Annotated in this window: 19 protein-coding genes; 7 read left to right on the top strand and 12 right to left on the bottom strand. The window is 71.3% G+C overall.

All coding sequences use genetic code 11. The annotated features are described in order from the left end of the window. Positions 1 to 27: 27 nt before the first annotated feature. Complete coding sequence (locus tag D474_RS0105800) at positions 28 to 2124, top strand: DUF262 and DUF1524 domain-containing protein (RefSeq protein ID WP_017612648.1); 2097 nt, start codon at positions 28 to 30, stop codon at positions 2122 to 2124. Next, positions 2121 to 2513, top strand: coding sequence for a restriction endonuclease (locus D474_RS34215; protein WP_161628660.1), 393 nt, complete (start codon positions 2121 to 2123; stop codon positions 2511 to 2513). The genes D474_RS0105800 and D474_RS34215 overlap by 4 nt, the downstream gene beginning before the upstream one ends. On the opposite strand, the gene D474_RS0105790 is transcribed toward D474_RS34215, so the two are convergent. From D474_RS0105790 to D474_RS0105765, 6 genes are all read right to left on the bottom strand, one after another. Further along, on the bottom strand, positions 2440 to 3441 hold the full coding sequence (locus D474_RS0105790) for an ornithine cyclodeaminase family protein (RefSeq protein WP_017612646.1): 1002 nt from the start codon (positions 3439 to 3441) through the stop codon (positions 2440 to 2442). The two genes, D474_RS34215 and D474_RS0105790, sit on opposite strands and share 74 nt — an antisense overlap. After that, positions 3438 to 4835: an MFS transporter gene (locus D474_RS0105785; protein WP_017612645.1), complete on the bottom strand. Its 1398-nt coding sequence runs from the start codon at positions 4833 to 4835 to the stop codon at positions 3438 to 3440. Before D474_RS0105785 ends, D474_RS0105790 begins: the two co-directional genes overlap by 4 nt. Before the next feature lie 274 nt (positions 4836 to 5109). After that, complete coding sequence (locus D474_RS0105780; protein ID WP_017612644.1) at positions 5110 to 6363, bottom strand: cytochrome P450; 1254 nt, start codon at positions 6361 to 6363, stop codon at positions 5110 to 5112. Between the two features lie 160 nt (positions 6364 to 6523). Then, entirely contained in the window at positions 6524 to 7219 is a 696-nt protein-coding gene (locus D474_RS0105775) for a GntR family transcriptional regulator (RefSeq protein ID WP_026118209.1), read from the bottom strand. A gap of 113 nt (positions 7220 to 7332) precedes the next feature. Further along, complete coding sequence (locus tag D474_RS0105770) at positions 7333 to 7653, bottom strand: hypothetical protein (RefSeq protein ID WP_026118208.1); 321 nt, start codon at positions 7651 to 7653, stop codon at positions 7333 to 7335. Between the two features lie 69 nt (positions 7654 to 7722). Then, positions 7723 to 9021: a GAF domain-containing protein gene (locus D474_RS0105765; protein WP_026118207.1), complete on the bottom strand. Its 1299-nt coding sequence runs from the start codon at positions 9019 to 9021 to the stop codon at positions 7723 to 7725. Positions 9022 to 9143: 122 nt separating this feature from the next. Here D474_RS0105765 and D474_RS27790 point away from each other — a divergent pair, with 122 nt between their 5' ends. Next, a complete protein-coding gene (locus D474_RS27790) occupies positions 9144 to 11201 on the top strand; it encodes an NAD(P)/FAD-dependent oxidoreductase (protein ID WP_239647005.1) in 2058 nt (685 codons plus the stop codon). Beyond that, positions 11104 to 12090, top strand: coding sequence for an adenosine deaminase (locus tag D474_RS0105755; RefSeq protein WP_017612640.1), 987 nt, complete (start codon positions 11104 to 11106; stop codon positions 12088 to 12090). The genes D474_RS27790 and D474_RS0105755 overlap by 98 nt, the downstream gene beginning before the upstream one ends. Positions 12091 to 12189: 99 nt before the next feature. Here D474_RS0105755 and D474_RS0105750 read toward each other — a convergent pair whose 3' ends face one another. Further along, a complete protein-coding gene (locus tag D474_RS0105750) occupies positions 12190 to 13536 on the bottom strand; it encodes a hypothetical protein (RefSeq protein WP_026118206.1) in 1347 nt (448 codons plus the stop codon). Positions 13537 to 13959: 423 nt separating this feature from the next. On the opposite strand from D474_RS0105750, the gene D474_RS0105745 reads away from it, so the two are divergent. Beyond that, positions 13960 to 16017: an acyltransferase family protein gene (locus tag D474_RS0105745; protein ID WP_017612639.1), complete on the top strand. Its 2058-nt coding sequence runs from the start codon at positions 13960 to 13962 to the stop codon at positions 16015 to 16017. A 151-nt stretch (positions 16018 to 16168) separates the two neighbouring features. On the opposite strand, the gene D474_RS32595 is transcribed toward D474_RS0105745, so the two are convergent. The 3 genes from D474_RS32595 to D474_RS0105725 form a co-directional block, all read right to left on the bottom strand. After that, positions 16169 to 16714 (bottom strand): hypothetical protein, encoded by a 546-nt coding sequence (locus D474_RS32595; RefSeq protein ID WP_026118204.1) that lies wholly within the window; start codon positions 16712 to 16714, stop codon positions 16169 to 16171. Positions 16715 to 17220: 506 nt separating this feature from the next. Continuing rightward, positions 17221 to 17583, bottom strand: a complete 363-nt coding sequence (locus tag D474_RS0105730) for a fluoride efflux transporter FluC (RefSeq protein WP_017612637.1) — start codon at positions 17581 to 17583, stop codon at positions 17221 to 17223. After that, positions 17580 to 17999, bottom strand: coding sequence for a fluoride efflux transporter FluC (locus tag D474_RS0105725; protein ID WP_017612636.1), 420 nt, complete (start codon positions 17997 to 17999; stop codon positions 17580 to 17582). The genes D474_RS0105730 and D474_RS0105725 overlap by 4 nt, the downstream gene beginning before the upstream one ends. 100 nt (positions 18000 to 18099) lie before the next feature. Between D474_RS0105725 and D474_RS0105720 the strand changes: the two genes are divergently transcribed. Then, entirely contained in the window at positions 18100 to 19317 is a 1218-nt protein-coding gene (locus D474_RS0105720) for a helix-turn-helix domain-containing protein (RefSeq protein WP_017612635.1), read from the top strand. 31 nt (positions 19318 to 19348) lie between these two features. After that, entirely contained in the window at positions 19349 to 19726 is a 378-nt protein-coding gene (locus D474_RS0105715; protein WP_017612634.1) for a VOC family protein, read from the top strand. A gap of 92 nt (positions 19727 to 19818) precedes the next feature. Here D474_RS0105715 and D474_RS0105710 read toward each other — a convergent pair whose 3' ends face one another. Next, entirely contained in the window at positions 19819 to 21111 is a 1293-nt protein-coding gene (locus D474_RS0105710) for a hypothetical protein (RefSeq protein ID WP_017612633.1), read from the bottom strand. Further along, positions 21108 to 21571, bottom strand: a 464-nt coding sequence (locus D474_RS32180; protein ID WP_040703104.1) for a hypothetical protein, incomplete at its 5' end; no start/stop codon positions are given. The genes D474_RS0105710 and D474_RS32180, both read right to left, overlap by 4 nt.

The raw sequence follows: 21571 nt of genomic DNA, 5'->3' as shown, positions 1-21571 counted from the left end.
GTCGGTCCCCAGATCAGAATGTGATCCATGAAGGCCTCCGAAACGTCCCTGATCTCCCTTCTCAACAAGAGCCACCAGTTCGTCATCCCGATCTACCAGCGGGCCTACTCCTGGACGGCCGATCAGTGCCACCAGCTCATGGCAGACGTGGTGCGGTCCGGCGGCGACGAGGCTCTGAAGTCACACTTCATCGGTTCGATCGTGCACGTCGAGAAGGGGCTCTCGAACCTGACGACCCAGGAACCCGACCTGATCATCGACGGCCAGCAGCGGATGACCACCGTGACCTTGCTGATCGCGGCGCTGGCCCGGGTCCTCGAAGACCTGCCGGAGGACGAACGCGAGCCCTTGAAGGGGTTCTCTCCGACCAAGCTGCGCAAGCGCTACCTCGTCAACGACGACGAGGACGGCGAGGAGTACTTCCGGCTGCTCTTGTCCGAGCAGGACCGGGACACCCTGAAAGCGATCGTCGCCGGGACCAGGCTGCCGACGTCGGACTCCGACAATGTGCGGCAAAACTTCGAGCTCTTCCTCCGACACCTGAGGGCTACCGGTGCGAACCTGGCCGCGGTGTGCCGGGGCCTGGCCAAGCTCGTCGTCGTCGACATTCGGTTGGATCGCACTCAGGACAATCCGCAGCTGATCTTCGAGTCCATGAACTCCACCGGCCTGAAGCTGTCCCAGGCCGATCTCATCCGCAACTTCGTGCTCATGGGACTGGAGCCCGAGCTCCAGGAGAGGTGGTACTCCACCTACTGGCGTCCGATGGAGACCGATTTCGGGCAGGCCGCATACGAGAGGCAGTTCGACGACTTCATTCGCCACTATCTGACCGTCATTACTGGCGAGATCCCCCGTTTCAACGACGTGTATGAAGCGTTCAAGGACCATGCCCTCCGGTCCGGAACCCATGGACACCGCATCGAACCGCTGCTCAAGGAGTTGCGCGAGTACGCGTGGCGGTACTGCGCGGTAGCGCTCGGCCGCGAGCAGGACAAGGGGCTCGCTGAAGCCTTCCAGGATCTGCGCGAGATCAAGGCGGACGTCGTCTATCCCCTGTTGTTGGAGCTCTACACTGATTATGAACGGGGTGTACTGTCCCGCGACGACCTGGCGGAGATCGTCGGCATGGTGACCTCCTACATCTTCCGCCGCGCTGTCTGTCGTATGCCCACCAACTCGCTGAACCGCACCTTCAGCACCTTCACCAGAGCGATCGACAAGAGCCGCTACCTGGCCAGCGTGAAGGCCCACCTCCTGTGGTTGAAGAGCTATCGCGCCTTTCCGCGTGACGAGGACTTCGCGCGCGAACTCATGTACAGCAACATGTACACGTTCAAGCGCCGTTCTTACCTCTTGCGGAAATTGGAGAACGCCGGACGGAAAGAAGAAGTCCCAATCGAGGACTACACGATCGAGCACATCATGCCGCAGAACGAGAACTTGCCACGTCAGTGGCGGGACGACCTCGGCGAGGACTGGGCCGGCGTGCATGCGCGCTACCTTCACACAATAGGCAACCTCACCCTGACGGGTTATAACTCCGAGTACGGGGACAGCCCCTTCGCCTGCAAAAGGGACATGGAGGGTGGATTCCGCGAGAGCCCGCTACGCCTGAACCGCGGCTTGGGCACGCTGGACAAGTGGGATGAAACGGCGATCGTGCAGCGTGCCGAGAGACTGGCCGACATCGCTCTCGAGGTGTGGCCCCGGCCCGAATTGCCGACGGACCTGCCAGAGATGGCCCCACACGATACGGGCTCGCAATACACCATCGCAGACCATCCGAACCTTCTTCGCCCCGTGAACGGGGCCCTGTTCGAACAGTTCAGGAAGGCAGTACTGGCGATCGGTGACGAGGTCACCGAGACCTTCCTGAAAAACTACGTCGCTTTCAAGGCCGAGACCAACTTCGTCGACGTGGTCGGACAGGCCGAACGCCTGCGCCTGACCTTGAACATGCCCTTCGAGGTGCTGCACGACGAGCGCGGCCTCGCCTGGGACATAACGGGCAAGGGGCGGTGGGGTAACGGCAACGTCCAGCTCAACCTGGACGAGAATTCCGACCTGGGCCAGGTCATGGGTCTGGTCCGGCAAGCCTACGAATATCAGGTCGCGGAGTGAGTGGTGCCCGGTGTCACACACGGCCCGGGGGCGTCCCGACCGGGGAGTCCGGGCTGGGGTACAGCCGGGCCGTCGGGGTCGCCGCGGTCCGGGAGCTGGAGGGGACCATGGAGGGCAAGCACGCCTCGAAGGGCATCATGGTCACGACCTCGTGGGTGACCAAGGGCGGCCACGAACACGCCCGGCGTCACGGCCGCATGCAGATCATCGAGTGCGACAACCTCACCCACATGCTCAAGGAACACCTCGGCATGGACGTGATCATCAGTCTCCCGAAGGGCCCCCACGTCCCACATCAGGCACCCAACCCCCGCGTCAGACCTCCGGCGCCTCGGGCGCGACGCCCACGGCGACGGCGAGGTCCTGCCACGACATCCCCGAGCCCTTGAAGACGTTGGGCCGGTCCTCGCGCCGGGTCACCTCCCCGCGCACCAGCGGTGCCAGTCCGGTGAGGGCGTCGGGCGTCAGCGTCCCTTCGTCCACGGCCATGACGACGTCGCCGCACTCGCGCATGGCCGCGCCCCGGTCCTCGACGACGACGAAGGCGCGCCCCATGAGACCCGCGTCGACCTCGCGGCGGTCGGTCTCGTGGGACCCCATCGCGATCACACACGCGCCGTCGTCCACGAGCGATCCATCGAAGAGGGGTTCGGCCGCGGAGGTCGCGCACACCACGAGGTCGGCCCCGGCCACGTCCTCGGGTTTCCCGGGACGGGCGTCGATCCCGCGGTCGGCGAGCTCGTCGAGGGCGGCGCGCACCTTGTGCGGGCTGCGTCCGACCAGGCGCACGTCGGTGAAGTCGCGGATCCGGGACATCGCGACGGTGTGCTCGACGGCCTGCGGTCCGTTGCCGAACACCACGAGGGTGGTGGCGTCCGGCGCGGTGAGGTGGTCGGCGGCCACGGCGGAGGTGGCGGGGGTGCGCAGGGAGGTCAGGCTGACACCGTCCACCATCAGGCGCGGGGTGAGGGTGCGCGCGTCCATGAGCACGTACACCGCCTGGATGCGCGGCAGCCCGCGTCCCGGGTTCTCGGGCGAGACGGTGGCGACCTTGACGCCGACCCACTGTCCCAGGGTCGAGGGCATCAGGAGCAGGTGCCCGTCGCCGGCGCCGGTGTGAACGCGCGCGGGGTCCTGTGCGGGGTCGAACCCGTCCCGCAGGGCCTTGTCCACCAGCTCGCGGGCGCGGTCGGGGCCGATGCGGCGCGCGACCTCGTCGGCCCCGACGAAGGGCAGCCCGCCGGTCGCGGTGGCCGTGGCGTCCGCGGTGGTGGCATCCGCGGTGCTCGCGGCGGTCGCGGTGGGGTCGGGGATCATGCCTTCTCCTGGTTCTGTCCGCCGGAGTTCGCACCTTGGCCGGCCTCGACGTCGGCGGTGCTGTTCGCGTCGACGGTGTGGTCGGTCCCGGGCGCCACGGAGTCGATGCTCAGGCCGCGCGCCCGCAGCAGGGCGGTCTCCTTGCGCAGAACCGGCCCGGCGAGGGAGACAGCGACGAAGGAGAGCACGGCGAGCCCGACCATGTAGGCGGCGATGGGCCACCAGGCCTCGTCGAAGGTGGCGAGCATCCACGTGGCCAGCAGCGGAGCGGTACCGCCGGCGAGGGCGGCGCCGATCTGGTAGCCGAGGGTGACGCCGGTGTAGCGCACCCGGGCGGGGAAGATCTCCGAGGTCAGGGTGCCCAGGGTGGCGGTGACCGGGGGCCAGACCACACCGAGGCTGATGACCACGGCCGCGTAGACCGCCCAGTTCATCTGCAGGTTGAGCAGCAGGAAGAACGGCACCGAGAACAGGGCGATGAGCACGGTTCCGCCGAGGTAGACCTTGGGGCGGCCGATGCGGTCGGAGAGCGAGCCCATGGCCAGGATCACGAACGTGCTGACCAACGCACCCGCGCTGACGGCGTTGAGCACGACCGATTCACGCATGTCGAGGATGCCGGTGGCGTAGCTGACGACGAAGGTCGCGAAGATGTAGAACGGCGCGGTCTCCACGATCTTCGCGCCGACCGCCACGAGCACCGAACGCCAGTGGTCTCGCATCGTGTCCTTGATGGGGAGCTTGGCGATGGTGCCGCTCTCCTTGGCCTTTCGGAAGGCGGGGGTGTCCGCCAGCCCCTGGCGGATCCACAGACCGACGAAGATGAGCACGATGCTGGCGACGAAGGGGATGCGCCAGCCCCATGCCTCGAACTGTTCCGTCGGAAGCAGGCTGACCAGGCTGAACGCGATGGTCGACATGAGCATGCCGATGGTGATGCCGGTCTGCGGCACGGAGCCGAAGAACCCGCGCCGCTTCTTGGGCGCGTACTCGTAGGCGAGCAGGAGCGCCCCGCCCCATTCGCCGCCGATGGCCAGGCCCTGGATGATGCGGCAGGTGATGAGCAGCAGGGGCGCGAGCACGCCGACCTGCGCGTAGGTGGGCAGGAGGCCGATGGCGACGGTGGCGCCTCCCATGAGGGAGAGCGTGATGACCAGGGTCTTCTTCCGACCGATGCGGTCGCCGATGTGGGAGAAGACGATGCCGCCGAAGGGTCGGATGAAGAAGGTCAATGAGAGCGACAGGTACGACAGCAGCAACGAGATGAAGGGGTCGTCGTTGGGGAAGAACTGCTTGTCGAAGATGATCGCTGCGGCGGTGNNGCTGAGGCTGCCGATGAGGACTCGGCGGTTGGTGGCGGGTTTGCCGACCGTGGATTGTTGTTGCGGGGACACGCACAACTCCTGGGGGACGGGGCCCGGGTGGGGGAGAGGGTGCGGGCCGGGTGATGAGACTTGTGCAACGTACAATTGTACGTTGCACGGAACAAGGGCCGGGGGTCCTTTCGTGACCCGACGGAGACCCCGGACAGGGACTCACCGGAACCCCAGGTCGGCGGGGTTTCGTGGAGGTTTCGGCATACGGGGTGAGAGATGCGGGCCGTCGTCCCCGCGCACGGCCCCCGGGGAGACGGCCTCGCCCGACGGCTTCGGGTGACCGGACCCGCGCCTACCCGTGTGTCCTGCTGATGAGCAGGCCGCTGCGGGGCAGGGCCGGCATCGAGGCCATCGTGTAGGTCAGGTCCTGCGCCGGGAGGGTGTGATCGGTGTGGCTCAGCAGGCGCACCATCGTCTCCACGGTCGCGATGGTCAACCGCTCCCCCGGGCACCGGTGCCCGCTGTCGAATGGCCCGCCACCCTGCGGGACGAGGTCGTACGGCGTGGGTTCCCGGTCCACGAACCGCTCCGGCCGGAACGCGTCCGGGTCGGCCCACGAACGCGGATCGTGATTGGTGCCGTAGAGGTCGAGCAGTACCCAGCTGTCCTCCGGGAAGCGGTAACCGCGCCAGGTGAAGGGGCGCCGGGACCGTCCCCCGATGAGCGGGAAGAACGGGTAGTAGCGGCGGACCTCCTGCGCGAAGGGCTGCAGGCGCGACAGGTCTCCGCCGGCGAACTCCTTCTTCCACTGCGGGTTCTGCCACAGGGCCAGCGCGGCGAACACGATGAAGCGGCTGACGGCGACGATCGGCCGCACGATGTTGAGCAGCTCCACGGCAGCGACCTCGGTGTCGAGGGGACGGCCGTTCTCGGTGTGCTCCGCGATCAGGACGGCGGGCGTGCCGGGCCGGGGTCTCAGGACGTCGGCCCGGATCATGTCGATCATCCGCCCCGCCCAGCGTTCGCTGCGACGCCGGATCCACCTCGCCCACGCGTTGCGCGGGCCCACCGTCCCGGCGTGGTCGACCATTGCGGCGAGTTCCTGCGTACGCAGCCCGACCTGGTTCTGTGTCGCGGGCAGCCCGAGCCAGCGCAGGGCGGCCTCGGTGAGCATTCGGTTCGTCTCCGAGTACAGTTCGATCGTCTCACCGGCCGCGATCCGGTCGGCCCGGGCGTCCCAGACCTCGGCGAGCGTGCTGGTGAAGGCGTCGATCAGCCCGGGTTCCAGGAGCGCGAGGAACATGCGCTTGCGGTCGGCGTGCTCCTGGCCGTCCAGCATCTGCACACTGCCGAAATCCTGCAGCAGGTGGACGACGGTGCCCGGCATCGCACCCTGCCGGGTGAAGAGGTCACTGCCGTAGAACAGCTCGGCGGCATCGGCGCCCCGGACACAGAAGGCCGGTCTCAGCAGCAGCCGTGTGCGGAACACGTCGGTCCGCAGGCGGTCACACGTGGAGGAGATGAAGACGTAGCCCTCACGCAGCAGGGACAGGCTCGTGTCGGGCAGCGTGGTGCGGGGGATACCGGACAGGTCCTTCGTGGCCATGGCGTTCCCTCCGTCGACGCCTGTGCTCTCCTCTCGGGGTACCCGGTACGCGGTCTCTCATATGTATCGGATGAACGCGTTCGCCCTGGGGGGAGAAGCGGAGAACCTGACCGATGGGCGGCGTCGAGAACCGGCCCGACGTCCGGCCCGGACCGGGGCCTCAGGCCTGCTCGGAACGGCCCGCCCACACGCCCCGGACGTGCCCGAGGTGGCGGCGCATGAGGTCCTCGGCCCCGGCCGCGTCGCCCGCCTCGACCAGGTCCAGGAGCGCGTGGTGCTCCCGCATGGTGGAGGCCAGCAGCCCTTCTTCGTGCAGACGCTTCACCGCCGACAGTCGCGACATCCCGCGCAGGCGCCGCACCTCCTCCACGAGCCGGGTGTTGCCCGCGATGCTCAGGAGGCGCAGGTGGAAGGCGGTGTCAGCGGCGATGAACCCTGTGAGGTCCCCGTCGGCGGCGGCGCGTTCGATGCCGTCGGCGAGCGCGCGCAGGTCCGCGACCTGCTCCGGCCCGGCCAGGGTAACGGCCTGCCCGACCATGGGCGCTTCGAGGAGGGTCCGCACTTCCAGGATCTCGTCCAGGGCGCGGTCGCTGAACTCCACGACCCGGTATCCCCGGTGGCGCAGAGGCTCGACCAGCCCTTCCTGCGCGAGCTCCATCATGGCCTCGCGCACGGGGGTGGCCGAGACGCCGAGGCGTTGGGCGAGGGCGGGCGCGGAGTAGATGCTGCCGGGTTCGAGCTCGCCGACCACCAGGGCCTCACGCAGGGCCTCGGCCACACGGGAACGCAGACTGGCGCGCCCGCTGAGCGAGCCCAGGGCCGGGCGGGGTCGCTCCTGCGGCACGTCGATGCTCATGTGGGGGTGTTCCTCCCGGCCGTGGTCCTGGGTTCCCAGGATGCCACGCGCCCTGCGGGGGCGGGGAACCGGGAACCCGGGGCGGCCCCGTGCCGAGGCGTCGGCCGACTCGATCATCCCGGCGGGCGGCCGTCACCCTCCAACCGGTGCAGGGCCTGTTGCCAACGGCGGCGGCGGGCGTCGGGGGCCAGTTCCCACCAGGGGGTGCCGCGTTCGCCCAGCCCTTCCTTGGCGCACTGCACGCGCCGTCGGGCGTCCTCCTCGGCGTCCCGGTCCCCGGAACGGCGTGCGGCACCGACCTGCCTACGGGCCGCCATGAGCAAACCCACCAGGCGTTCGCGCACGTCCTCGGGCAGGTCAGGGTCGGAGGCCCGCCAGCGCCTGCCGTTGATGAGTACGTGATGGCCGTCGGGTGTGCGTTCGGGTCCGTCCACACCGGGATGGTTCCCGCCCGGGCGGACGGCCCACACGGCACGGGTCCACACGCATTGTCGGTCCGGGATCTACCGCGCGGCACCACCCGCGGCCGCCTCCATGGCACGCACCGCCTCGCGCACCCGCTCGCAGGCGTGCTCGCGCACGAAGGCGCTCTCGCTCAGCCGGGCGACCGCTCCCGCGTCAACCTCCAGACGCACCCCCTCCGCGCACCGGTAGGGCCTCGACAACAGCACGGCGCCCAGCACCCGGCGCAGGCGGGACACCTCCGCCCTGACACTGACCACATGCGCGTCGTCCCCGTGCAGCGCACGGCTGAGCGTGGCGGCACCGATGCCGTCGGGGCCGGCCAGGTACACCATCAGGAGGATCTCCGCGTGGCGGGTGGTGAGCCCCGTGCGCCAGCGGCGTCCTCCGCCCGCGACCTCGGCGCTCGGAGTGCCCGACAGGTCCAGGACCAGGTCGACGACCTCGTCCGGCGTCCGGGAACAGGCGCGCAGAAGCCATCCCTCCCCCACCTGTTCGGGCAAGCAGGCACCCAGACCCGGGACGGCCAGGGCGCGCCCTTCGCGCGGGGCGGCGACCCGGTCCGGCAGAGGCAGGCCGTCGCCGTGGGCCACCCATCCGTCGCCGTCCACGAGGAGGAAGGGGCCCTCGCCCGCGGCGAGCCGGGGCCCGGCACCGTCGCGGATGCGGTCGAGTCGCATGCGGTGCTGTTCGGCCAACCGCATCTCGGCCATGCGGGCGGCACCTGTGACCAGCGCCCCGGCCATGGGGTGGAAGGTGAGTGCGGGGCCGCTGAGGTCGACGACCCCGAGTATCCGGCCCGTGCGGGGGTCGTGGACCGGTGCCGCTGTGCAGTACCAGGGCAGCTGGCGCTGTTCGAAGTGCTCGGCGGCGAACAGCTCGACCGGGTGGCCTTCGGCCAGAACGGTACCGATGGCGTTGGTGCCGACCGCCGATTCGGTCCAACAGGAGCCCTCACCGAACCCCAGACTGTCTGCGCCGGACCGGGTCCGCACCGCGCCGTCGCGCCAGAGCACGACCCCGTCCGCATCGGTGACCACCATGAGCGAGTCGGAGGCGTGGGCCGCGGTGGCGACCATGCTGCGCAGTTCCGGTAGGACACCGGCCAGGGGCGAGGTGCGGCGCCGGTGTTCGACCTGGTCGGTGGGTAGGTGGTGCCGGGGGTTGGCGCCGTCGGGGTCCAGACCCATGTCCATGACCCGCGACCAGGAACGGGCCACCAGGTTGCGGGGGCGGGTGCTGGGCCGAGCGCCTCCCATGACCTCGTCACGGGTGCGGTTGAGGGCGCGCGCGTGGGATGTCAGGTCGGTTCCGGGGGCCATCGCTCGGAAGGTCGTCACTCTCACCGTCCTCATCGGCGCAGTGGTCCGGGGCCCGGGGACGCGCAATCGAGCGCAACCCTTGTGGGCCTCCCACCACGCAGGCTGTGATTGCCATCACGTTACGTCAAGGAGGCTCTGTCATGACACTCGCCGAGACCGTGGAGACCGATGCGAGCGGAACAGGACCGCGCGCACGTGTGGAGGCCTGGCTGGCCGCCCTCGAGCAGGCGTTGTCCGACCGCGACCCCGAACGCGCCGCGCACCTGTTCGCGACCACCTGCTTCTGGCGTGACCTGGTCGCCTTCACGTGGAACATCAGGACGGTCGAGGGCCGTTCCGGCGTGGCCCACATGCTCCGCGCCGTGCTCGACACCGTGGACCCGTCCGGTTTCCGCGTGACCGAGGAACCGGTGGAGGACGGCGGGGTGGTCGCGGCCTGGATCTCCTTCGAGACCGCGGTCGGTCGCGGCCAGGGCCACCTCAGGTTGAAGGAGGAAGGGGCCTTCACCCTGTTGACCACACTCCACGAGCTGAAGGGCCACGAAGAACCGCTGGACACCCGTCGGCCGCTGGGCACCGTGCACGGGGCCGACCCGGACCGGGTCACATGGGCGGAGCGGCGTGCTTCCGAGATCGAGGGACCGGGACGGACCTACGAACCGTACGTGGTGGTGGTCGGCGGCGGCCAGGGCGGGATCGCGCTCGGGGCACGGCTCACGCAGCTGGGGGTGCCCTACGTGGTGGTGGACCGGCACGAGCGCCCCGGTGACCAGTGGCGCGGTCGGTACAAGTCGCTTTGCCTGCACGATCCCGTCTGGTACGACCACCTTCCCTACCTGCCGTTCCCGCGCAACTGGCCGGTGTTCGCGCCCAAGGACAAGATCGCCGACTGGCTGGAGATGTACACCAAGGTCATGGAGGTCAACTACTGGGCCTCCACAGCGTGCCGCCGTGCCTCCTACGACGAGGAGAACGGCGTGTGGACGGTCGTGGTCGACCGCGGTGGCGAGGAGGTCGTCCTGCGTCCCCGCCACCTCGTGCTCGCCACGGGGATGTCGGGCAAGCCCAACGTGCCGGAGCTGCCCGGGCAGGACAGGTTCCGCGGCGACCAGCACCACAGCTCGCAACACCCGGGCCCGGACGCCTACCTGGGCAAGAAGGCCGTGGTGATCGGGTCGAACAACTCGGCCTTCGACATCTGCGGGGCGCTGTGGGAGAACGGCGCCGACGTGACCATGGTGCAGCGTTCCTCGACGCACGTCGTCACGTCCGACTCCCTGATGGACCTGGGCCTGGGCGATCTGTACTCGGAGCGGGCCCTGGAGGCGGGAACCACCACCGAGAAGGCCGACCTCACCTTCGCGTCGATCCCCTACCGGATCATGCACACCTTCCAGCGGCCGATCTACGACCGGATCCGCGAGCGCGACCGGGACTTCTACGCGCGGTTGGAGCGCGCGGGCTTCTGGCTGGACTGGGGCGAGGACGGTTCCGGCCTGTTCTTGAAGTACCTCAGGCGCGGGTCCGGCTACTACATCGACGTCGGGGCCGCCGACCTGGTCGCCGACGGCAGCGTGGGCCTGGTGCACGGTCAAGTGGCAGAGCTGACCGAGACGTCGGTGGTCCTGGAGGACGGCAGCGAGCTGGAGGCCGACCTGGTCGTGTACGCGACCGGCTACGGGTCGATGAACGGCTGGGCCGCCGACCTCATCGGCCAGGAGGTCGCCGACAAGGTCGGCAAGGTGTGGGGCCTGGGGTCGGAGACCGCCAAGGACCCCGGCCCCCTGGGAGGGCGAGGAGCGCAACATGTGGAAGCCCACCCAGCAGGAGGGGTTGTGGTTCCACGGGGGCAACCTGGCCCAGTCGCGGCACTACTCCCTCTATCTGGCCCTGCAGTTGAAGGCCCGGCACGAGGGTGTCCCCACGCCCGTGTACGGGCTCCAGGAGGTCCACCACCTCGCATGATCCGGTGCGGGGCGGGAGGCGTGTCCCGCCCCGTGTCCGTGCGTGCCCCCGGAGCCCCTCCGGGCCGAGTCACACACAGAAATCGGCCACAATGGCGACGAAGCACGCAGACCACCACAGAGAGCACCGGTGCACATGCCGATCCCCAAGGCCGAACTCCACGTCCACATCGAGGGCACCCTCGAGCCCGAGCTCGCCTTCGAGCTGGCCCGGCGCAACGGCATCACGCTTAAGCATCCCGGCGTCGAGGAGCTGCGGGAGGCCTACTCCTTCGACGACCTCCAGTCGTTCCTGGACCTGTACTACGAGCTCATGGATGTGCTGCGCACCGAGGACGACTTCCGCGACCTCGCCGCCGCCTACCTCGACCGCGCGGCCGCCCAGGGGGTGCGGCACGCGGAGATCTTCTTCGACCCGCAGGCCCACACCGCGCGCGGGGTGCCGTTCGAGACCGTGCTGAACGGCCTGACCAGCGCGTTGACGCAGGGCGAGGCCCGGCACGGCGTCTCGACCGCCCTCATCCTCTGCTTCCTGCGCGACCGCCCGGCCGACGACGCGATGGCGACCCTGGACGCGGCCCGCCCCCACCTGGAGCACATCACGGGGGTCGGCCTCGACTCGGCCGAGGTGGGCCACCCTCCGGGCAAGTTCGCGGAGGTTTTCGAGGCCGCGGGCCGGCTCGGGCTGCGCCGGGTCGCGCACGCGGGCGAGGAGGGTCCGGCCGAGTACGTGCGGGAGGCGCTGGAGGTGCTGGGCGCCGAACGCATCGACCACGGGATCCGGAGCCTGGACGACCCCGAACTGGTCGAGCACCTTGCGCGGACCCGGGTTCCGCTGACCGTGTGCCCGTTCTCGAACGTGCGGCTGCGGGCGGTCGACACCCTCGCCGACCATCCGCTGCGCACGCTCATGGATGCGGGGCTGCTGGTGACGGTCAACTCCGACGACCCGTCCTACTTCGGCGGCCACGTGCACGACAACTACCTGGGCGTACAGGAGCACCTGGGGTTGAGCGACGAGGACCTGCGCACCCTGGCCCGGAACTCGTTCACGGCCTCGTTCCTGTCCCCGGAGCGCCGGGCCGAGCTCATCTCCGAGGTCGAGGACCACCGGTTCGGCTGAGGGCCGCGTCGGAGCCGGTCGGCGCGGCCGGTTCCGGATCCGACCACGGCGCCGGGATCTGCTCCGGTGGCACGACCCCCGCAGCGTCCGGCCCGCGCCTCAGAAACCCTCGCGGACCCGGCGGGCGACCTCGCCGTAGCCGGCCTTCTCCAGGGCGCCGAGCTGCTGTTCGGCGAACTCCGCGCGGGCGTGGCGGTCGGGAACGGCCTCGATCATGCCGCGCAGGACGGCCACCTGGACGTCCTCCTCGGCGCTGTCCGGGATCGACTCTGCCGGCCACCAGTAACTCTCGTAGCCGTACTCGTCGACGTCGTGGCCGGGCCCGGTGAAGACCGGTTCCTCGGGCATGCCGTGGACGGGGTCGAGGTAGACGAAGTCGTTCTCCTCGCCGTCGTCGCCCGTACGGGGGACCCAACCATGAGCGCCGGGCCCGTGGACGTTCGGACCGCGGGCAGCGGGGCCGTCCGGGTGGGAACCGTACGGGCTCGGGCGCCCGGGCGGCCCGGACTCGTCCGGCCCCTGCCCGGCAGAGGGGCCCGCGTCCTCGAACGGGCCGGGGGCCTCTCCGGGTTCGTCCGGGCCCGGGCCCGACCCCTGATCGGGCTCGGGTGAGGCCCCGAAACGGGACCAGGACCCGCCCCACGGACGCCGGCCGTGGGCAGCCCGTCCGCTTCCAGCTGCACTGCTCGCTCCGACCCCGTGGCCCTGGGCGGGTTCGGGTACCGCTCCACCGTGCCCGCGGGCCGGGTGCCCCTCGCCTCCGGTGTGCGCGCGCCCGTAGGCCGGTGTGTGTGCGCGTTCGGTCTCCTGGAGGGCGGCCCGCAGCCCGAGGTCCTTGCGCAGGTCGCTGAGGCGGGCGAGGCGTTCGGCGTCCTCCTCCGGCAGGTGCAGTCGCACGTGCTCGGCCCACACGACGATGCCGGTCCCGGTGACGGCGTGCTCGACCGCCAGTTGCGCGCCCAGGTCGCACTCGGTCCGTCCGTGGTCGCGCGGGCGGGTGCGGGCGACCTTCGCAGCGGCTCGGCTGACGATGTCGCGGACGGCGGGGGCGACGGGGTTGCGTACTGTCAGGTCGACGTGCCCGGACCAGCGCCAGTGCACGACGGCGCTCAGCCGCAGGTCGTAGTCGGGAACGGCCGTGGCCAGGGCGATCTCGCCCACGCGGGTTCCGTGCACGGGTCCGTCGGCGTAGGCGTGCGCGGCACCGCTGCGGGCCCCGCCGGGGTAGGCGTGGGGTCCGCCCTCGGGGTGCGGCGCCCGACCGTCCTGGCGTCCGTCCCGTCCGGCGGTTCCGGGGCGGCCCTGGGACCCGGGCCCGCCCAGCGCGAGGAACCCGGAGGCGGCGGCCACGAGCACCAGCCAGAGCAGCGTCCACACACCCACCAGGGGATAGAGCACGGCGGGCACGACGACCACGACGGTGGCCACGACGGCGGATCCGGCCACGGCGGTGCGTGCGTCGGTGAGGGGAATGGTCGCGATCTCCTCTCACGGCGGGCCGGACGCACGGTCACCGGACGCGGATGCGCAACCACGCCGTGTGTGCGCCCTGGGGGCTGGGGAAGTCCCCGGGACCGGGGGCATGCGGGAGGGTCGCCGGGGCGTACACGCCAGTCTGCCCGAGATCCGGAGCGGTCGTGTCACGAACGGCCCCCACAGCACGGATCCGGGGGCGCTTCACACCGCACGGTTCCGGCCCGTGCACCGTGTGTACGCGTTCCGCCGGGCAAGCACGGGGACAGCACCGAGCGGACGCCGATCGAGCACCCGGAGAACACCTCCCCGCGTCCCGGTGAGCATCGGTTGAGAAGAGGCCGAATCGTTCCGTGTTGCCTTTGCAATCACCCTGCGCATCGGGAGGATTGCCCGATGCGACCACTGTTCGTGCGGCCCCCGACGCAGTCCACAGCGGAGAAGAAGGACCACGGCGCGAGCGTTTCGGAGACCGGACGCCGGTTCCGACCCGAGGTGCAGGGCCTGCGCGCGGTCGCGGTGCTGCTGGTCCTCGTCTACCATCTCGACCCCGACCTGCTCCCCGGCGGGTATGTGGGCGTGGACGTGTTCTTCGTGATCTCGGGGTTCCTGATCACGTCGCTGTTGTACCGGGAGGTCTGCGGGCGCGGCAGGGTCTCCATCGCCCGCTTCTACGTGCGCCGTGTGCGCCGCCTGCTTCCGGCCTCCACGGTGGTGCTGCTCGTGACGGGGGCGNCGTGGGTGCCCCTGCCGATCACCCGCCTGGGCGACACCGCGTGGCAGCTCATCGCCTCTGCGGTGTACGCGGAGAACCTGTACCTGGCTCACGAGGCCGTGGACTACCTGGCCTCGGACGCGCCACCCAGCCCTGTGCAGCACTTCTGGTCACTGGCGGTGGAGGAGCAGTTCTACCTCGTGTGGCCGCTTCTGTTCGTGCTGTGGGCATGGACGGTGCGCCGGTGGCGGGCGACCCCCGTGGTGTTGGGGGCGGTTCTGTCGACGGTTCTGGTGGGCTCGCTGGTGCACTCGGTCTCCTACACCGCACAGGACCCGGCGGCGGCCTACTTCCTGCCGACCACGCGCGCGTGGGAGCTGGCGGTGGGCGGACTGCTCGCGGTCGTGCTCGCGCACCGGACCGTGCCCGCGGCCGCCCGGACCCCGCTGGTGTGGGCGGGGCTGGCCGCGATCGGAGGCTCGGCCGTGGTCTACAGCGATGCGACCGCGTTCCCGGGTTGGGCGGCGCTGCTGCCCGTGCTGGGCTCCGCGGCCGTGATCGCGGCCGGGCGCACGGAGACCCCGCTGAACTGGGGTTCGGCACAGTTCGTCGGCGACATCTCGTACTCGCTGTACCTGTGGCACTGGCCGTTGATCGTGTTCGCGCTGACGTGGACGGGGGCGGCCTCCCTCGGAGCGCTGGAGATGGTCGCGGTGGCCGCTGCCGCCGTCGTGTTGGCCTGGCTGACCAAGGTGTGCGTGGAGGATCCGGTGCGCGAACGCGGTCTCGTGCCGGGTGTGCGCTCGGCCGGGGTGGTGGCCGTGGCCGGGATCGTCGCGGTCTCGGCCGTGGGGGCGGCGTCGCTGGCGCGGGTCGGCCAGTACCCCTCCACGCCCTTCGACCCGCGTGTGCACGTGGGAGCGGCCGCGCTGGAGGAGGGCACCGCTTCCACGGGCGCCGACCTGTACCCGGCGCTGGTCGAGGCCGAGGCTGACGTCCCCGAGCTGTACGGGCAGGCGTGCCAGGGCGAGCGGGAGGAGGTCGTCCCCCGCACCGACTGTGTGTACGGCGACCCCGACGGCGGGCGGACCCTCGTTGTCGTGGGTGACTCGCACGCGGCCCAGTGGGTTCCGGCGCTGGACACGATCGGGACGGAGCGCGGTTGGCGGGTGGTGACCCTGACCAAGTCGGCGTGCGCGTTCACGGCAGCTCCGGTGCGGTGGAACGACGGGTCGGGATACGACGAGTGCGCGCAGTGGAACGAGGCGGTGTTGGACGAGCTCGCGGACCTGGACGCGGACGTGGTGTTCTCCAGCGCCTCCGCGAAGGTGGAACCGGTGGACGCCGGTGACGACCCCACGGACACACTCGCCGAGGGGCTGGCGACGCAGTGGGAGAAGGCGGCGCCGCTCACCGAACGGTTCGTGGCGGTGCGCGACACCCCCGTCGCCGACCGGGACGTCTTCGAGTGCCTGGAGGAGAACACCGAGGACCTGGCCGAGTGCGCCGTCACCCGCGGGGCGGCGTTCCCGAACGAGGACCCGCAGGTGCAGGCGGCGAGCCGCATGGAGGACGACGTGCACCTGCTCGACCTGACCGACCTGTTCTGCGCGGAGGACCGTTGCGACGCGGTCGTCGGGAACGTGGTGGTCTACCGCGACCACCACCACATGACCTCCACCTACTCGGAACTGCTCTCCGACCGGCTGGCCGACCGCATGGAGCAGGTGATGGGTTAGGCAGGCGAAGAACCGTGCGCGCTCCGTGGAGCGATGGCGCCGTCGCCGGGCCGGTCGGACACGACGTTCCCGGGCCCGTCGAAAGGCGGGTCGGAGGGGCGCGAGGGAGCCGGCAGCCCCGGGGCCACCTTCGCTCCGGGAACCGAACGGATCAGGTGTGCCCGGGAGGCGTCCCGTGAGGGCCCGGGGGCGTGGGGCCTCCGGGGCCGGGGTTCGGGTCGCGCGGGCCTGTGTGCGGAACCTGCGGCCCCGGATACGGGCTCTGTTGTCCCGCGTTCGGAACCTGAGGACCCTGCGGCCCGGGTCCGCCGCCGGCGCGCGGGAACCCGCCCGCCCCGGGCGGGGGGCCGTAACCCGGCCCGGACAACTGACCGGGCCCCGACGGGCCGCCGTCCGGTCCGGGCCCACCGAACCCCGGGAGCGGGCCACCCGGACCACCCGGGCCACCCGGCCCGCTCGGACGGAAGTGGCCGAGCGGGCCCTGCGCCCGTCGGTCCAGCACCAGGTCGGCGATGGACCACGCCAGGGCGCCGGCCAGCATCAGTGCCATGACCCAGAACCCGGGCCCGCTGGCCACCGACAGCTCCGCGAACTCGACCCCGTACTCGGCGGCGCCGGCGTCCCGCATCTCCTGCTCGCTGCCCACGTGCAGGGCGATCTGGTTGGCGATCAGCCCGACGAGGGCGACGGCGCTCATGACGATGCCGGTGACGGCGCGCGGCTTAGGGCGAGGGACGAGNCAAACCCCCCGCCGATGACGAGCAGGACCGTCAGCAGCAGGATCGGCTGCACGCCCACGCGCAGTTCTTCCAGGTCGGCACGGCCCAGTTCCTCCGACACCGAGCCCTGCACGCTCGGCAGCCCGTCGAAGGCCAGCGCGAACCCGCTGTAGGAGACCGTCAGGGAGCCCGTCATCCCGCTGCAGGAGACGGTGAAGAAGGGCATGAGCAGGCACAACAGGGACAGGCCGAGCACACTCGGAGTCACCGGCCTGCGCGAGGGGGACTGCGGGGGCATGGGGTCGTTCTTCCTCTCGGCGCCGGGCTGGCCGGGCGCTGGACGGTCTCGGTTCCGGGACCCTGCACAGGGCTCCGGCGACCACGGTGGCAGCGCGCGGGCGGGACCACAAGCGGTTCGGGGAACCCGGGCCCGATCATCCCACCGGCTCGGACGGGCCGGACCGTCCGAGCCGGTGGCCCGCGGTCACCCCGTCAGCGCCCGGACGACTCTCAGCCCCGCCCAGGCCGTTGCGATCCCCAGCACGAGACCGGCCGCCACGTACACCGCGGCCCTGCGTGCGTCCCCTCCCCGGGCCAGCTGCACGGTCTCGAACGCGAACGTGGAGTAGGTGGTCAGCGCGCCGCAGAACCCGGTCCCCCACACAGCCATGGCCTGCGGCGACAGCGGCAGTCCCAGCAGCGCCCCGAGCAGCAGCGAGCCCGCGGTGTTGACCACGAGCGTGCCCCACGGGAACGCTGCGCCCAGCACGCTGCGCAGCCAGAGGTCGGTGAGGTAGCGGAGCGGGGCGCCCAGTGCGGCCCCCGCGGCGACGGCGAGCACGCTCACGCCGCCTCCTTCGGTCGCAGGATCCGGTGAGCCAGAGCCGAGGCCGCCCACACTGCGGCGATCGCACCGGCCAGTGTCAGGGAGAGGTAGGCCAAGGCGACCTCGGGAGCGCCGCGTTCCAGCGCGGTGACCACGTCCATCGAGTAGGCGGAGAAGGTCGTGTAACCGCCGAGCACGCCCGCTCCCAGGAACGGCCGCAGCCACGGGTTCTGCGGCATCCGGTGCGCGACGGCCTCCGTGAGCACGCCGATGAGCAGGCTGCCCGTGACGTTGACGGCGAGGATCGTCCAGGACACACCCGCGGCGGCGGGCGGCCAGGCCGTGTCGAGCCCGTACCGGGTCACGGCGCCGAGCGCTCCCCCGGCGGCGACGACCACCGTCAGCGCCCACAGCGGCGCCGGTGTTGCGGAAGGCATGGCCCCATCCTGCACTTCGCTCTCCCGCCGGCGCGCGCCCTGCCCGTTACGGGACCGATGTCCCGATTCCTGTACCGGCCGCCGGGGAAGGGCCGGGCGCATGGAGGAGCGTTTCGGACCCGAACTCCGTCGTCGCCGCGTCGCCGCGGGCCTGTCCCTCACTGCACTGGGCGCGGCGACCCACTACAGCAAGGGGTATCTGAGCAAGCTCGAGACCGGCGCCAAACCTCCCTCTCCCGAGGCCGCGATCGCCTGTGACGCGGCTCTGCACGCCGACGGAGGGCTGAGTGCCCTGGCCCCGGACCGCAGGGCCTCCGACGGCGCGCCCGGAGTGGACCGGCGCACCGCACTCGCCCTCGGGGCCGCGACCCTCGGGGCGGCCTCACTGGTCGGGCACGCCCCCGGAACCGCGGCCGCACCTGCGCGTGTGTTCTCCGAGCAGACGCTGCCCACGTTCCGGGACCAGCTGGCCGGCGTGCGTGAACTGGGCCAGCACGTCTCCCCCGACCTGGTGCTGCCCGTGGTGCGTGCCCAGGCCGGTGCCGTGCGTGCGCTGGCGGCCTCGGCGCCGGAGGCGCAACGCGGGACGGTCCTGCAGTTGGCCGCGCGTTTTTCGGAGTACGCGGGGTGGATGGCGCAGGAGTCCGGTTCCGACCACGACGCCCGGGTTCGGACGGACGAGGCCGTGGAGCTCGCCACGGCCGGGGGTGACCGGGACATGGCCGCCTACTCCCTGGTCCGGCAGGCGCTGATCCGGCTGTACGCACACGACGGCCCCGGAACGGTCGACCTCGCCCGGCGAGCGCAGTGCTTCGACGGGCTCTCCACCCGGGTGCGGGGTCTGGCAGCGAAGAGGGAGGCCCAGGGGCACGCCCTGTTGGGTGCGCGGGCCGAGTGCGAACGGGCGCTGGAGCGTGCTCAGCACCATCTCGCCGGCCCTCCCGGCGGACCGGAGACACTGGGATCCATGCACGTCACCGATCCGGTGGCCATGACGCGGGGGTGGTGCCTGGTCGACCTCGGCAGACCGGATGCGGGCGCCGAGGTGCTGGACCGGGCGCTCGCGGAGCTCCCCGCGACGGCGGTGCGTGCACGGACCCGGTTCGGGGTACGCCGGGCGCTCGCGCACGCGGCCGCCGGGGAGGTCGACCACGCCTGCGCGTTGACCGAGGGGTTGTTGTGCGATGCCACCCCGTCGGAGTCGGCGACGGTCCTGGTTGATCTGCGCCGCCTGGCCCAGACCCTGGGCCGGTACCACGGACACCCGCCGGTCAGGGAGCTGTCACCGCGTCTGCAGGGCGCCCTGCAGAGCCGTTGAGGGCGCCGGGCCGACGGCCAGGATCCTTGTCATGGCCCGGATCCGTGACCTCGTCGTCGACTGCCGCCACCCCGCTTCGCTCGCCCGATTCCGGGCCGCGGCGCTCGACGAGTACGCGGCGGCGCCCTACGACGCGCAGGAGCTGGAGCGCCTGCGCGCCCTGGGGATGCACGGCTCCGAGGAGGATCCCGTGGTCCTGGTGGAGGGCCCCGCAGCCCTGCCGAACCTGTTCTTCCAGCAGGTCCCCGAGCCGAAGGCCGGCAAGAACCGCCTGCATGTGGACCTGACGGGGGCCGACGGTGAGTTGGAGCGGCTGCTCTGGCTCGGTGCCTCGGTGGTCGCCCGGTTCCCCGAGTGGGTGGTCCTGGCCGACCCCGAGGGCAACGAGTTCTGCCTCATGGACGGTTGATCCCTCCCCCGTCTGCAGAGAGGGGGTTCTGTTCCACGCTCATGGGAGGAGGGCGGCGCTTCCTCGGGGGTTACAGCTGAGCGCCGCCCGCCTCAGTCGTCGTCCCCCGGCCGGTGGTGCCCATTGGCGGATGCGGGGTGTGCGTGCTCCGGCGAGGCGGCCCCTTGTTCGCGGTGGGCAACGAACGGGACCCCGCGTTCGGGTTCCGGCCCGCTCGCGTCCGGAGCCTCCCCCTCTGACGCAGGCGTCTCCGGCTCGCCACCGGTCACCCCTCCGCCGACCTCACCGTTCTCGGCCGACCCTGCTCCCCCATGCTCATGGGTCTCGGTGCCCGCGCCCGCCCAGGCCGGGATCTGAAACCGTTCCCGCAGCCCGGGCGCCAGGTGCGCGCAGGGGCTCTGCTCCACGGCACCGGCGACCCTGTTGGCGAACGTGCTGCGGTGGGGACCCTCCTCGATCAGCTCGACGGCGGCGGACAGGACCTCGAGCGGCTCCGGTTCCGGCCGCGCGTGCCCCGGCTCCCCCACCTGTGCGCCGCCCGCGGACGTCTCACCCAGACCATCGAGCGCGGAGGCCAGTTCCGGTTCCCGGCCGCGCAGCCGCTCTCGCACGTCGGCGAGGTCCTCCCCCTTGCCGGCCTCGGCCAGCTCCGTCAGGGTGTCGATCCGTCCGTGAGCACGGTCGACGTCGTTGCCGTTGCGGGTCAGTTCCCACAGCACCGCCTGGCCCGGGGAGGCGAAGGCGTCCTCGGCGAAATACCGGCGCTTGGCCCGTTCGACCTCGCGTTCGGCCTCCCACTGCCCGCGTTCCTTGCGCACCCGCGCGAGAGCGTCCAGGTGGGCGCGGTCCTCCTCGCTCAGGCACAGGTCGAGGTCGTCCGACCACACCTCCATGGCGCCCCCGGCAGCGCTCGTTCCCTCGGCCAACCGGGCGGCGAGCGCGTGGCGGGCGGGGTCGGTCTCGTGGGGCCCGTGGGCGGCAAGGGTCTCGCGGGCCACGGTGACCACCGCCTGCTGCGCCTGCGCCTCCGGGGCCCGGAGCAGGGGATGCGGGTCCCCTGTCCAGCTCCACCGGACCGTGCCCTTGAGCACGAAGGTGTGGTCGGGGTCCTTGCTGAGCAGGCGGGTCTCCCTCAGCCGGGTCGTGTTCGGAAGGGCGGGCGCCTGCGGGGTCCCGGTGTCGGCAAGGGGACCGAGGGGCGGCGTGTCCCCCGTCTCCTCTTGTCTGCCCGGCCCGGTGAAACCGACGAGGAGCACGGCCGCGCCTGCGACGAGCAGCAACAGGCCCGGGATCCAGACCCAGCCGCCCGCCACGGGGTGGAGCGCCGCGCCCAGGAAGGGCCCTGCCGCGACGAGGGCGATTCCGGTTCGGGTGGGTGTGGTCATGGTGTCGTCTCCTTCTCGGGGGATGCGCCCGGGGCCGGCCCCAGCCCCTGGGCGCTGTCGATGAGGGACAGCAGAGTCCGGACGTTGAGCGCGTGTCTGCGCAGGTCGCCGTGGTCGAGGCCGGAAGGCGTGTGCAGGGCGCGCGCGTACAGCTCGCCCAGGTGGCCGGTCTCCTGTGCGGCCGCCACCAGCCATCGCGCGCGGTGTTCCGGCAAGGGGATCCACGGTTCCACGAGCGTGTCCAGGGCCCCGGGGTGACGCTCCAGGAGCGCGGTCAGGGCGTCCACGACCGCGGTCCGGTCGGGTTCGGTGTGCGCCGCCACGTCCGGGTGGGTGAGCAGGTCGGAGAACAGCTCCACGTGCACGTGCGTCACCTGGCGTCCGGGGTTCTTGAACCGGGTCGTGAGGGCGTGCAGGTGCGCCCGGAACAGGGAGGGGTCCGTGCGGACCAGGTCCCGCA

Source organism: Nocardiopsis salina YIM 90010 (assembly GCF_000341025.1).
Classification (GTDB): Bacteria; Actinomycetota; Actinomycetes; order Streptosporangiales; family Streptosporangiaceae; genus Nocardiopsis; species Nocardiopsis salina.
Note: the sequence above shows the minus strand (reverse complement) of the source record. Positions and strands in the feature narration are given on the sequence as shown.